The sequence below is a fragment of the Microbacterium sp. AC132 genome (assembly GCF_979258525.1).
Genome location: NZ_OZ409862.1, coordinates 3,677,689 through 3,689,461 on the forward strand (window position 1 = coordinate 3,677,689; position 11,773 = coordinate 3,689,461).

Here is an 11,773-nt window from a genome sequence, read left to right on the forward strand (position 1 = left end):
CACTTCATTCAACGGAATTCGCGGCGGGGTCGCCCTCGGCTCCCCGCCCCGCCGTTCACTGCTGAACGGGAAGGGTCCGGGGCCGCCACGACTCGCGACGGGCCTCGAACTGCGCGATCTTGTCTTCGTTGCGCAGGGTGAGCCCGATGTCATCGAGCCCTTCGAGGAGCCGCCATCTAGTGTAATCGTCGATCCCGAGGTCAGCCTGGATCTCACCGATCGACGCGACTCGCGCCTCGAGGTCGACCGTAATCGAAGCCCCGGGATTCCGGTCGATCTCGGCCCAGATCCGCTCGAGATCCTCTTCGGAGATGGTGGCGGCGAGGAGCCCCTGCTTGCCCGAGTTGCCCCGGAAGATGTCGGCGAAGCGCGGGCTCAGGACCACCGCGAAGCCGAAGTCGCGCAGCGCCCAGACGGCGTGCTCGCGGCTGGATCCGGTGCCGAAGTCGGGGCCGGCGACGAGCACCGATGCGCCCTGGAAAGCCGGCTGGTTGAGCACGAACTCGGGATCCTGACGCCAGCCGTGGAACAGTGCGTCCTCGAAGCCGGTCTTCGTGACCCGCTTGAGGAACACGGCGGGGATGATCTGGTCCGTGTCGACGTTCGAGCGCTTCAGCGGGGCGGCGATGCCGGTGTGGGTGGTGAACTTCTCCATGGTCAGACCTCCGCCATCTCGTTCAGGTCGCTCGGACTCGACAGCGTGCCGCGGATCGCGGTCGCGGCGGCGACGAGCGGCGACACCAGGTGCGTGCGTCCACCCTTGCCCTGCCGGCCCTCGAAGTTGCGGTTGGAGGTCGACGCGCAGCGCTCCCCCGGCGCGAGCTGATCGGGGTTCATCCCGAGGCACATCGAGCACCCCGCGAATCGCCACTCGGCTCCGAAGTCCTTGATGATCTTGTCGAGTCCTTCGGCCTCCGCCTCCAGCCGCACCCGGGCAGAGCCGGGAACGACCATGACGCGGACGCCGTCGGCCTTCTTCTTGCCTTCGACGATCGACGCGAACGCGCGGAGATCCTCGATGCGGCTGTTCGTGCACGACCCCATGAAGACGGCGTCGACCGGCACCTCCTTGAGAGGCGTGCCGGGCGTCAGATCCATGTACTCGAGGGCCCGCTCGGCTGCGGCACGCTCATTGGCATCGGCGATCTCTGCCGGGTCGGGAACCGCCGCCGACAGCGAGCTGCCCTGACCGGGGTTGGTGCCCCACGTCACGAACGGCTCGAGCTCATCGGCATCGATGAAGACCTCGGCGTCGAACGTCGCCCCCTCATCCGTCGGCAGCGTTCGCCAGTGCGCGACGGCGTCGTCCCAGTCCTGCCCCTTCGGGGCGTGCGGGCGACCCTTCAGGTACTCGAAGGTCGTCTCGTCGGGCGCGACCATGCCGGCACGAGCGCCGGCCTCGATCGACATGTTGCAGATCGTCATCCGGCCCTCCATCGACAACGCCCGGATCGCGCTGCCGCGGAACTCCAGGACGTAGCCCTGACCGCCGCCGGTGGTGATCTTCGCGATCACCGCGAGGATGATGTCCTTCGCGGTGACGCCGGGCCTCAGGGTGCCCTCGACGTTGATCGCCATGGTCTTGAACGGCTTCAGCGGCAACGTCTGCGTCGCCATGACATGCTCGACCTCGCTCGTGCCGATGCCGAAGGCCATGGCGCCGAACGCGCCGTGCGTCGATGTGTGCGAGTCGCCGCAGACCACCGTGATGCCGGGCATCGTGAGACCGAGCTGCGGCCCCACGACGTGGACGATGCCCTGTTCGGCGTCGCCGAGCGAGTGCAGACGCACGCCGAACTCCGTGGCGTTGCGGCGCAGCGTCTCGATCTGCGTGCGGCTCGTGAGGTCGGCGATGGGCTTGTCGATGTCCCAGGTCGGCGTGTTGTGGTCCTCGGTGGCGATCGTCAGGTCGAGGCGCCGCAACGGTCGCCCCTCCGACCGCAGTCCGTCGAACGCCTGCGGGCTCGTCACCTCATGCACCAGGTGCAGATCGATGTAGATGAGGTCCGGCTCGCCGTTCTCGCCCTTGACGACGAGATGGTCGTCCCAGACCTTCTCGGCGAGGGTCCTGGGACGGACGGGAGCAGTGTCTGCTGCGGGGGTGTTCATTGCGTGTCTCCTGAAGCTGGCGGTTCGGCCCACGATGGACTCCGCGACGAGGAGGGGCTCAGAACGAGGTCTCGTCGCGGCCGCTAAGAAGGAGCACGATCCGCATGACGTCAGATTACCACCGCTTCAGCGCCCGGAGTCTCCGCGTGACACGCTACTGTCACCCACACCTTCGAGAGGCACCCGCATGACCGACGACAGCACCGGATTCGCCACGAGAGCGGTCCACGCGGCCCGGAATCAGGGGCCCGCATCGTCGAGGGCGACACCGATCTACCTGACGGCGGGCTTCGAGTTCGACGACTTCGACCACGCCGCCGACCACTTCGGCACCGGCGCGGGGTTCGGATACACGCGCACGGGGAATCCGACGGTGCACGCCGTCGAGCGCCAGCTCGCCGCACTCGAATCCGCCGCAGAGGCCGTGCTCGTCGCCAGCGGCCAGGCCGCGGTCGTCACCGCACTGCTGACCGTCGCCGGAGCGGGCGATCACATCGTCTCCTCGACGCACATCTACGAAGGCACGCGAGGGCTTCTGCTCGACAACCTCGCTCGCCTCGGCATCGAGACGACGTTCATCGACGACATCGCCGACCCCGGCGCCTGGCGGGGTGCGATCCGCCCGACCACCCGGGCGCTGTTCGGCGAATCCATCGCGAACGCGCGCAACGACATCCTCGACATCTCCGCGGTGAGCGCGGTCGCCGACGAGTTCGCCATCCCGCTCATCGTCGACAACACCCTCGCGACGCCGTTCCTGCTCCGGCCGCTCGAGCATGGCGCCGCCATGGTGGTGCACTCCGCCTCGAAGTTCCTCGCCGGTCACGGGTCGGTGCTCGGAGGCGTGATCCTCGACGACGGCCGCTTCGACCCGGCGAAGGCGGGGCACAACGCTCCGCATCTCGTTCTTCCGGGGCGCGGCGGGTTCCCGAGCGTGGCTTCGCGTCATGGCGGCAACGCGCGCATCGCCTACGCGCGCGAGTCCGTCGCTCCGCGATTCGGCGCGTCCCCGTCGCCGCTCAACGCGTTCCTGATCGGACAGGGCGCCGAGACCCTCGGTCTGCGGGTCGAGCGGCAGTCCCGGAACGCCCTCGAGATCGCCCGCTGGCTCGCCGCGCAGGAAGCGGTCGAGAGCGTCGACTACGTCGGCCTCGACACGCATCCCGACCACGGCCTCGCCGAGAGGTACCTCTCGGGAGGGTACGGCTCGATCTTCACCTTCACGCTCCGCGGGGGCCTCGACGCCGCACGCGACTTCGTCGAGAGCGTCGACGTGTTCACGCACATGACCCACATCGGCGACGTGCGCTCGCTGGTGCTGCACCCCGCGACCACCAGCCACTCGCATCGCACGCCCGAGGAGCGAGACGTCCTCGGAGTGCAGCCGGGAACCCTGCGGCTGTCGGTCGGCATCGAAGACGTCGCCGACCTCCTCGGCGACCTGGCCCGAGTCCTGGAACCCGCACGAGAGGCCGTCTCATGACCAGGCCCCAGCACTTCGGGTGGTTCCTGGCACGCGGCTTCGGCCCGCAGGGGTGGGGCTATCCGTCGCTGGACTGGGACTACGACTGGACCCGTCCGGAGATCTACCAGGAGGCGGCTCGCACGCTCGAGCAGGCAGGCTTCGACCTCCTCATCATCGAGGACGCGCCGTCGCTCGGCTCTCCCGACACGATCGACCTCCGGGTGCGCCATGCCTTCGGCGGCCCCAAGCACGACCCGCTGCTGCTCGCTCCCTACCTCTTCCAGGCGACACGGCATCTCGGGGTCGTGCCCACCGTGAACCCGGCGGCGTACCTGCCGTATACCGCGGCTCGGCAGTTCTCCACGCTTCAGCACCTCAGTGGCCACCGCCTCGGGCTCAACGTGGTGACCGACACCGGCAGTGCGCGACATTTCTCCGCCGCGGAACAGCTCGGGCACGATGCGGCATACGACCGCGCCGAAGAATGGCTCGCCGGCATCCGCTCGCTCTGGCGCAGCTGGGACGACGGTGCGCTGGTCCGCGATCGCGAGACCGACGTGTTCGCCGACGGATCGAAGCTGCGCTCCGTGCAGCACCGCGGAACGCACTTCGACTTCGACGGCCCGTTGAACGCCGTGCCGTTCACCGACGGAGAGCCGTCGATCGTCTCCCCCGGCGGCTCCGGCCGCGGCCTCGGATTCGCCGGCGCCAACTCCGATGTGCAGCTCGCCCTCGCGCCGCTGGACGAGGCCTCGGTGCGTGCCTATCGAGCGAAGATCCACGATGCGGCGATCGCCGCCGGACGCTCGCCGGACGACATCAAGATCCTGTTCGCGATCCAGCCGGTGATCACATCATCCGCCGAGGAGGCCGACCGAATCGTCGCCTCCTCCGCGCATCCCGACGACGCGACCCTCGTGCAGATCGCACGCAAGCAGTCCAGCGACCTGGAGACGGATCTGACCTCGCTCGATCTCGACAGACCACTCGACCTCGAGATCTTCGGCGAGCACGTCTCGCGCGGGAGCATCCAGCGCCTGATCGGCGACCGCGGAGACGATGCTCCTCTGCGGGCCCATCTCGCCGCGCTCGCTCGGACGGGCCGCATCTCCGATCGCTCGGGTTTCGTCGGCACTGCCGAGGAGTTCGCAGATCTGATCGAAGAGCTCGGCGAGTGGGGCAACGACGGCGTCCTGCTGTGGGGCGACTTCCACCCCGTCACGCTGCATCGGACGCTGGATGAACTCGTGCCTGTTCTTCGACGCCGGGGCATCCTGCGCCGGGACTACGTCGACGGAGGGCTGCAGGCGAACCTCCGCGCGTTCTGACGCGTAGGCGAGCAGGGTCACCAGCCCAGGGTGCCGGGTGCACCCTTGAAGGGGCCGACGACCGTCGACGTGACCCACCCGCCGTAGAACCCGCCCGGCTGCGGTGTGACGACCTCGTCCCCCACCGTGCACTCGTCCATCGGACCCGCATAGACGGCGACCCGGTCTGCCAGCATCTCGAAACCTCGAGAGGGCTTCGGGTAGTTCCAGGCGGCCCCGGCCGCCGTCTGCGCTCCACCTCGCACGTCGAGGTAGCGTGCGGCTCCCTTGAACTCGCAGAACGAGGTGCCCGGCGCGTCAGAGAGCGAGCCCGCGGTGAAGTCGGCGATCGGCAGGTAGTACACGGGAGGATGGCTCGTCTCGAGGACTCGCACCGCGTCGCGCGTGTCGGCGATGAGCTGGCCGCCGAGGCGGACGGTGATGCGCGCAGCCACGGGCTCGATCTTCGGCGGTCGAGGATAGTCCCAGACGGATTCCTGACCGGGCGAGGGCACGAGAGGGCGGGGTCTGCGCATCTGTTCACTGTACGTCGCACGGTGTTGACTGGGGCCATGTCAGAAATACCGATGTTCCCGCTGGGGTCGGTGCTCTTCCCGTACACCCCGCTCCCCCTCCGCGTGTTCGAGCCGCGGTACCTCACCATGATCGGGCAGCTGCTCGACGAGGACGACCCTCAGTTCGGCGTCGTGCTCATCGAGCGCGGACATGAGGTCGGCGGTGGCGACCGCCGCAGTGGATTCGGCACGATGGCGCGCCTGGTGAGCGTGGCGGCGGATGCCCAGGTGCTGCACACCCTGGCGGTCGGCACGGCACGCTTCACCGTCGACCAGTGGCTGGACGAAGCTCCTTACCCGCGCGCAGAGGTGACCCCGCTGCCCGAGCTGACCTGGAACGACGCCCTCACACCCCTGCGCACCGAAGCCGAGGCGATCGTGCGCCGGGTGCTGGCACGCACCGACTCGCCTTGGGACGCCGACACCGAGCTGTCCGACGAACCGCTCGCGGCCGCCTGGCAGCTCGCCGCCATCGCGCCGCTGGGCGAATACGACCAGTACACGCTGCTGCAGTCCACCACGGTGGGCGCTCTGCTGCGTCAGGTGATCGATCTCACGCTCGACGCCGAGGCGCTCTGGACGGCGGAGTGACACGTCTCCTGCTCGTCGCGGGAATCGCGGGCGCCGCGGAGAGCGACCGTCTCACTCGACCGTCGGGCTGACCCGCTGCGCCCGCTTCTCCCGAGACGAGGCGATGAGGCTGGCGACGGTGGCCACCGTCATCGCCACGACGATGACGCCCAGCGACACCATGTTGTCGATGTCGGGAACCCACTCGACATGCTGACCGCCGTTGATGAACGGCAGCTCGTTCTCGTGCAGCGCGTGAAGGATCAGCTTGATGCCGATGAATCCGAGGATGACCGCGATCCCGTAGTGGAGGTAGCGCAGACGATCGAGCAGATCACCGAGCAGGAAGTAGAGCTGGCGCAGACCCATGAGCGCGAAGATGTTCGCGGCGAAGACGAGGAACCCGTTGGTGGTGATCTCGAAGATCGCCGGGATCGAGTCGATCGCGAAGATCAGGTCGGTGACGCCGATCGTGATGAACACGATGACCATCGGCGTCCACATGCGCTTGCCGTCGACGGTCGTGCGCAGCTTCGAGCCGTCGTACTCCTCGCTGATGTCGATGCGGCGCCGCAGCAGGCGCACGATGAAGTTCTCCTTCTTCACATCGTCTTCGTGCTCGCCCTCGGGCATCGCCTGCTTGATCGCGGTGTAGATGAGGAAGGCACCGAAGATGTAGAAGATCGGCGAGAAGTGCTCGACGATCGTGACGCCGACGAGGATGAACGCTCCGCGGAGGACGAGGGCGATGATGATGCCGACCATCAGCACCTGCTGCTGCAAGCGTCGCGGCACCGCGAACTGCGCCATGATCAGCACGAAGACGAAGAGGTTGTCGATCGAGAGGCTGTATTCGAGCGCCCAGCCGGTGATGAAGTCGCCGGCGTTTCGCCAGCCTGCGACGTTTCCGAGAAGAACCGCGAAGAGCAGCGCGAGTCCGACGTAGAACACCACCCACAGGGTCGACTCCTTGGTCGAGGGGATGTGGGGACGAAGTCGGATCAGAAGCAGGTCGCCGATCAGGATGATCGTGAGGACGATCATCGAGGTGATCTCGAACCAGACAGGGATTTCCAAGGGCGTACAGCACCTTTCGGGAGGGTCGGAAAAACGCCGAAAGTCTCTCCCACGCACAGAGTGCGTCGCACGACCGGAGCAGCGATGTCGGTGCTCGTGATGACGGTGGATGCGCTTGCGGGATACTCCCTCTCGCCTCAGCAATGGTAGCGGAGTCGAAGACGCTTGCGGATGCCGCCGGCACCGATCTGAGACGATGGGGCGTCGACCGACACTTCCTGGGTGAGAGACACCGAACGGAATCGGGATGCCAGTGCAGACGAGTGACCAGAGAGTGGCGGCGCGGGCCGCGGCAGGTGACGAGAGCGCCTTCCGCGAGCTGTACCGCGCGTACGCCCGCCCGGTCTACTGGATCGCACACGGGATCGTCGGCGCCGCCGCGGATGCCGAGGACGTGACTCAGGAGACCTTCGTCACGGCGTGGCGGAAGCTGCCGGGGTTCGAGCTGCAGGGAGACTCCCTCCTCCCGTGGCTCGCGACGATCTGCCGCTTCCAGGCCGCGAACCGCCTGCGCCAGCGCAGACGCGACCAGGCCAACACCGCGGATGCGGTCGATGAGACCCTCCCCTCGACGGTCAGCGTGGAGGAGCAGGTGATCACCGCGGATCTCGCAGAGCGGATCGCGGCCGAGGTCGGCACCCTCAGCGACCTCGATCGCGCGATCTTCCGCCTCTGCGCCGCGGAAGGCTACGCCTACCAGGCTGCGGCCGAGGAGCTCGGCGTGAGCCACGCCATCGTCCGGAACCGTCTCTCCCGAGTCCGCACCCGACTGCGTGGTGCCGTGAAGGAAGCGAGCGACGCATGAACGACACCTCCACCGAGCCACTGCCCGAGCTGACCGATGCCGCAGTGGAGCGCATCGAGAGAGCCGTGTTCGAGGACATCGCCGCCGAGCTGCCGCGGCAGTCGCCTGCAGAGAAGCGCGGTCGCGTTCGTCGTCGTCGGTGGCTCACCGGCACAGGCATCGCCGCGGCGTTCGTCATCGGCGTCCTCATCACCCCGCCCATCCTCACCGCGGTCGGCGGTTCGGCGACGAGCTCGGCCGACGGCGGGGGCGTGACTGTCGTCGAGGACGCTCGCTCGGGCGCCGTCGACCAGAGCGCGCCCTCGGCTCTGACCGAGTCAGCCGAGTCGGGCGCGGTCGCCGGAGATGTCGCAGCGGGTGATCGTGAGATCATCGCCACGGCCAACGCCACGGTGGAGGTGAAGGACGTCTCGGACGCCGCGGTCGCCATCGGGGCACTCGCAGAGTCGCATGGCGGCTACGTCGAGAGCACCGAGATCGGCGGGACCCCTGCCGTGGACGCCTCCTCCGATCCTGTCGCCGCGGACTCGGAGTACGGCTGGATCAGCATCCGCGTGCCGTCGGCGGATCTTCCCGCCGTCATCGATGAGCTCACCGAATCCGGCGAGGTGCTCTCCTCCTCCATCGCGCAGCAGGATGTGACCTCGACCGCGATCGATCTGCGAGCGCGCATCGATGCGACCAGGGCATCCGTCCAGCGACTCAGCGAGCTCATGTCCCAGACCGGCACCGTCGCGGAGCTCATCGAGGCGGAGGTGGCGCTGACCGATCGTCAGGCGCAGCTCGAGTCGTACGAGCAGCAGCTCGCCTCGCTCGAGGACCAGGTCGCGATGTCGAGTCTCTCGGTGCAGCTGACCCGCACCGCCGCGCCGACGACGGCCGATCCCGCAGGATTCTCCGATGGGCTCGTCGCGGGATGGAACGGGCTCGTGGTCTCGCTGAACGCCCTGGTGGTCTCTGTCGGATTCCTGCTTCCGTGGCTCGCCGTGGCCGGGCTGGTCGTGCTGATCATATGGGGCGTCCGCCGAGCACGCCGCGGTCGTCGAGGCTCCGACGCGGCGGGTACCGACAGCTGAGATCACCCGTTAAATCTCGGATTTCCGGGGTATACAAGAACTCTTGTGAGAATCGGGAACCGGTTCTAACGTGACGTTCATGGAAGACATCTCGGTCGTCACCGCCGTGCACCACCCGCTGCGCCGACGCATCTACGACTACCTGCTGCTGTACGGCACATCGCAGGTGACGGCACTCGCCCGGTCGCTCGATGCGCAGGTCGGCAGCATCAGCCATCATCTGCGCATGCTGGAGCGGGCGGGCCTCGTCGAGCGCGCCGAGGACCCGTCGGGCGACCGGCGCACGAGCTGGTGGAAGATCGCCCGTCGCGGCCTGACCTGGTCGGCGGAAGACTTCGCGGACTCCCCCGCCGACGCGCTTCTGGCGCGCGAAGCGCAACGGCAGAGCATCCGGATGCAGATCGAGCGCCTCCAACGCTGGCAGCGCCGGCACGATGATCCGGCCGTCGCCGGCTATGACGCCTCGAACACCGAGACCACGGCCTGGGCGACGCCGGACGAGCTGCGCGACCTCAGCTCGAGGCTGTCGGCGACGCTGAAGGACTGGCGCGACTCGGTCGATCTCGAAGACGGGCAGCAGCGGACACCGATCTTCTTCTTCGCGCACGCCTTCCCGACGACACCATGACCGCCGCAGACCCTGTGCAGCTCGTCGAGCCGCCGGCGTTCCGACGAGACCATCGAGTGCATGCGTGGATCCTCGTCAAGGCGCTCTCGGACGCGGGCGACGCCCTGTGGACGATCGCGCTGGCGTGGACCGCCGTGCAGACGGCCTCGCCTGCGGTCGCAGGACTCATCGTCGCCGCCGGCACTCTGCCTCGTGCGGTCGTCCTGCTGTTCGGCGGCATGATCGCCGACCGCGCGGACGCGCGCCGAGTGATGATGCTGTTCAACGCCGTCCGGGTGGGCGTTCTCGTGACGGTGGCGCTCTGGGTGCTCTCCGCGCCGCCCACCGTGGGTGTGCTCCTCCTCGCCGCCATCGCATTCGGCGTCTGCGACGCCTTCTACGAGCCCTCGGCGGGCACCGTCGCCCGCCAGCTCGTGCGAGCCGCTGACCTGCCGTCCTACGGCGCTCTCTCGCAGACCGCATCGCGACTCGGAACGATGGCCGGCGCGGCCGTCGGCGGTGTGATCGTCGCATCCGCGGGCCTCGTCGGAAGCGCGGCGGTGAACGCGGTGACTTTCACCGTCGTCATCGCGTTCATCGCCATCTGGCTCAGACCGCGGTTCCTGCTCGCACGGGCAGACCGACAGTCCGCTCTTCGCGACATCGCGGGTGGATTCGCCCACCTCGGCGCACATCCGACCACCCGCACGCTCGTCATCGCCCTCTCGGGGCTCAACCTCGCGGTCGGTCCGGCCGTCGGGATCGGCCTCGCGCTCCGAGCACACGACGAAGGCTGGGGCGCGCCGGCTGTAGGGCTGTTCGAAGCTCTGTTGGGACTCGGCGCGGCGATCGGCGCCGTGTCCGTCGCCAGGTGGCGGCCTCGGCGCGAGGCACGCGCGGGATTCCGTGCTCTGATGCTGCAGGGAATGGCCATCGTCGCACTCGGCTGGGGTCCCGCGTGGAGTGTCGGAGTCGCTGCCTTCGTCATCGGTGCGACCGCCGGCTACGCATCGGTGCTGCTCAGCGCCACGTTCTCGGCAACCGTCGACACCGCGTACCTCGGCCGCATGAGCTCCATCACCCGGTTGGGCGACGACTGCCTGATGCCGCTCGCGATGGCCGCGTTCGGTCTGCTCGCGTCGACCACCGCGCTCTGGGTTCCCTTCGCCCTCTTCGGTGGAGCGATGACGGCATCGATGGTGGCGCCGTTGGCCAACCCCGCGTTCCGGAGCATGTCGCTACGTACAGCCGTCGGATCCACATGATGGATGCGGAGACGACGAAAGCCCTCGGAGAACCGAGGGCTTTCGCTTGTTGTGACCCCAGCGGGATTCGAACCCGCGTTACCGCCGTGAGAGGGCAGCGTACTAGGCCGCTATACGATGGGGCCGTCTGGCGGAACGTTTCCGTGCCGCGACAACTGTTCAAGTATGCCACGACGATTCTCACGTCGCCAAATCGAGCGGGGCGGTCTTCAGATCCCGGGCGTGGCGCACCTGCCGAGGGGTTTGCCACGGCGCCCCGGAAGGAGTTGACTCATCTCATGCGCGTCACCAAATTCGAACATGCCGCTCTTCGCATCCAGCAGGGCGATGACGTCCTTCTCCTCGACCCGGGCTCGTTCACCTCTCCCCTGAACGATCTCTCGGGTCTCGTCGCTGTCGTGATCACTCACGAGCACCCCGACCATTGGACCCCCGAGCACCTGGATCGGATCCTGCGCGCAGCCCCCGGCACCCCGATCTACGCCCCGGCGGGCGTCGCGCGCGCCGCCGACGGCTATGACATCTCCGTGGTCGCTCCGGGCGAGACGGTGGAGGTCGGTGCGTTCACGCTCCGCTTCTTCGGCGGCACGCATGAGCTGATCCACTCGTCACTGCCGGTGGTCGAGAACGTCGGCGTGCTGATCAACGATGTCTTCTACTACCCGGGCGACTCGTACGCGATCCCCGAGGGCGTCGAGGTCGGCACTCTCGCGGCACCGCTCGGCGCGCCGTGGCTGAAGATCGGCGAGGCCATGGACTACGTCCTGGCCGTGAAACCGCGGCGGGCGTTCGGCACTCACGACATGACGCTGTCCGTCGCGGGCAAGACGATGCACCGGCAGCGGCTGCAGTGGGCGACCGAGCAGGGCGGCGGCGAGTTCTCGATACTCGAACCGGGCGACTCGCTCGACATCTGA

12 protein-coding genes and 1 tRNA gene are annotated in these 11,773 nt (G+C 68.0%); 8 read left to right on the top strand and 5 right to left on the bottom strand.

Translation table 11 applies throughout. The annotated features are described in order from the left end of the window. Nucleotides 1–55: 55 nt before the first annotated feature. Nucleotides 56–655 carry a 3-isopropylmalate dehydratase small subunit gene (gene leuD, locus ACZZZQ_RS17875; RefSeq protein ID WP_072591193.1) on the bottom strand — a complete coding sequence of 200 codons (600 nt, stop codon included), beginning with the start codon at nt 653–655 and terminating at the stop codon, nt 56–58. A gap of 2 nt (nt 656–657) precedes the next feature. Continuing rightward, nucleotides 658–2,109 (bottom strand): 3-isopropylmalate dehydratase large subunit, encoded by a 1,452-nt coding sequence (leuC, locus tag ACZZZQ_RS17880; protein ID WP_463508056.1) that lies wholly within the window; start codon nt 2,107–2,109, stop codon nt 658–660. Between the two features lie 187 nt (nt 2,110–2,296). On the opposite strand from leuC, the gene ACZZZQ_RS17885 reads away from it, so the two are divergent. After that, nucleotides 2,297–3,592, top strand: coding sequence for an O-acetylhomoserine aminocarboxypropyltransferase/cysteine synthase family protein (locus tag ACZZZQ_RS17885; RefSeq protein ID WP_187249558.1), 1,296 nt, complete (start codon nt 2,297–2,299; stop codon nt 3,590–3,592). Further along, nucleotides 3,589–4,902, top strand: coding sequence for an LLM class flavin-dependent oxidoreductase (locus ACZZZQ_RS17890; protein WP_072591191.1), 1,314 nt, complete (start codon nt 3,589–3,591; stop codon nt 4,900–4,902). Before ACZZZQ_RS17885 ends, ACZZZQ_RS17890 begins: the two co-directional genes overlap by 4 nt. 17 nt (nt 4,903–4,919) lie before the next feature. On the opposite strand, the gene ACZZZQ_RS17895 is transcribed toward ACZZZQ_RS17890, so the two are convergent. Continuing rightward, on the bottom strand, nt 4,920–5,417 hold the full coding sequence (locus ACZZZQ_RS17895) for a DUF427 domain-containing protein (protein WP_463508057.1): 498 nt from the start codon (nt 5,415–5,417) through the stop codon (nt 4,920–4,922). A gap of 36 nt (nt 5,418–5,453) precedes the next feature. Between ACZZZQ_RS17895 and ACZZZQ_RS17900 the strand changes: the two genes are divergently transcribed. Continuing rightward, nucleotides 5,454–6,047, top strand: a complete 594-nt coding sequence (locus ACZZZQ_RS17900; RefSeq protein ID WP_072591189.1) for an LON peptidase substrate-binding domain-containing protein — start codon at nt 5,454–5,456, stop codon at nt 6,045–6,047. A 51-nt stretch (nt 6,048–6,098) separates the two neighbouring features. On the opposite strand, the gene ACZZZQ_RS17905 is transcribed toward ACZZZQ_RS17900, so the two are convergent. Then, a complete protein-coding gene (locus tag ACZZZQ_RS17905; protein WP_053095882.1) occupies nt 6,099–7,103 on the bottom strand; it encodes a TerC/Alx family metal homeostasis membrane protein in 1,005 nt (334 codons plus the stop codon). 247 nt (nt 7,104–7,350) lie between these two features. On the opposite strand from ACZZZQ_RS17905, the gene ACZZZQ_RS17910 reads away from it, so the two are divergent. The 4 genes from ACZZZQ_RS17910 to ACZZZQ_RS17925 all read left to right on the top strand — a co-directional run bounded on the left by ACZZZQ_RS17910 (nt 7,351) and on the right by ACZZZQ_RS17925 (nt 10,856). Further along, nucleotides 7,351–7,908: an RNA polymerase sigma factor gene (locus ACZZZQ_RS17910; RefSeq protein WP_463508058.1), complete on the top strand. Its 558-nt coding sequence runs from the start codon at nt 7,351–7,353 to the stop codon at nt 7,906–7,908. Then, complete coding sequence (locus ACZZZQ_RS17915) at nt 7,905–8,984, top strand: DUF4349 domain-containing protein (protein ID WP_187249556.1); 1,080 nt, start codon at nt 7,905–7,907, stop codon at nt 8,982–8,984. The genes ACZZZQ_RS17910 and ACZZZQ_RS17915 overlap by 4 nt, the downstream gene beginning before the upstream one ends. Before the next feature lie 79 nt (nt 8,985–9,063). Then, the gene (locus tag ACZZZQ_RS17920; RefSeq protein WP_072591187.1) at nt 9,064–9,612 is read left to right on the top strand and encodes an ArsR/SmtB family transcription factor; all 549 of its coding nucleotides are present in this window, start codon (nt 9,064–9,066) and stop codon (nt 9,610–9,612) included. Beyond that, nucleotides 9,609–10,856, top strand: a complete 1,248-nt coding sequence (locus tag ACZZZQ_RS17925) for an MFS transporter (RefSeq protein ID WP_056278645.1) — start codon at nt 9,609–9,611, stop codon at nt 10,854–10,856. The genes ACZZZQ_RS17920 and ACZZZQ_RS17925 overlap by 4 nt, the downstream gene beginning before the upstream one ends. Nucleotides 10,857–10,908: 52 nt before the next feature. Here the strand turns inward: ACZZZQ_RS17925 and ACZZZQ_RS17930 are convergent. Then, nucleotides 10,909–10,981: transfer RNA gene (locus ACZZZQ_RS17930), tRNA-Glu, on the bottom strand. 153 nt (nt 10,982–11,134) lie between these two features. On the opposite strand from ACZZZQ_RS17930, the gene ACZZZQ_RS17935 reads away from it, so the two are divergent. After that, entirely contained in the window at nt 11,135–11,773 is a 639-nt protein-coding gene (locus ACZZZQ_RS17935) for an MBL fold metallo-hydrolase (protein WP_463508059.1), read from the top strand.

What these genes read in the sequence shown, in the direction of transcription:
- leuD (WP_072591193.1), bottom strand. Translation starts at nt 655, where the DNA reads ATGGAGAAGTTCACCACCCACACCGGCATCGCCGCCCCGCTGAAGCGC.
- leuC (WP_463508056.1), bottom strand. Translation starts at nt 2,109, where the DNA reads ATGAACACCCCCGCAGCAGACACTGCTCCCGTCCGTCCCAGGACCCTC.
- ACZZZQ_RS17885 (WP_187249558.1), top strand. Translation starts at nt 2,297, where the DNA reads ATGACCGACGACAGCACCGGATTCGCCACGAGAGCGGTCCACGCGGCC.
- ACZZZQ_RS17890 (WP_072591191.1), top strand. Translation starts at nt 3,589, where the DNA reads ATGACCAGGCCCCAGCACTTCGGGTGGTTCCTGGCACGCGGCTTCGGC.
- ACZZZQ_RS17895 (WP_463508057.1), bottom strand. Translation starts at nt 5,417, where the DNA reads ATGCGCAGACCCCGCCCTCTCGTGCCCTCGCCCGGTCAGGAATCCGTC.
- ACZZZQ_RS17900 (WP_072591189.1), top strand. Translation starts at nt 5,454, where the DNA reads ATGTCAGAAATACCGATGTTCCCGCTGGGGTCGGTGCTCTTCCCGTAC.
- ACZZZQ_RS17910 (WP_463508058.1), top strand. Translation starts at nt 7,351, where the DNA reads ATGCCAGTGCAGACGAGTGACCAGAGAGTGGCGGCGCGGGCCGCGGCA.
- ACZZZQ_RS17915 (WP_187249556.1), top strand. Translation starts at nt 7,905, where the DNA reads ATGAACGACACCTCCACCGAGCCACTGCCCGAGCTGACCGATGCCGCA.
- ACZZZQ_RS17920 (WP_072591187.1), top strand. Translation starts at nt 9,064, where the DNA reads ATGGAAGACATCTCGGTCGTCACCGCCGTGCACCACCCGCTGCGCCGA.
- ACZZZQ_RS17925 (WP_056278645.1), top strand. Translation starts at nt 9,609, where the DNA reads ATGACCGCCGCAGACCCTGTGCAGCTCGTCGAGCCGCCGGCGTTCCGA.
- ACZZZQ_RS17935 (WP_463508059.1), top strand. Translation starts at nt 11,135, where the DNA reads ATGCGCGTCACCAAATTCGAACATGCCGCTCTTCGCATCCAGCAGGGC.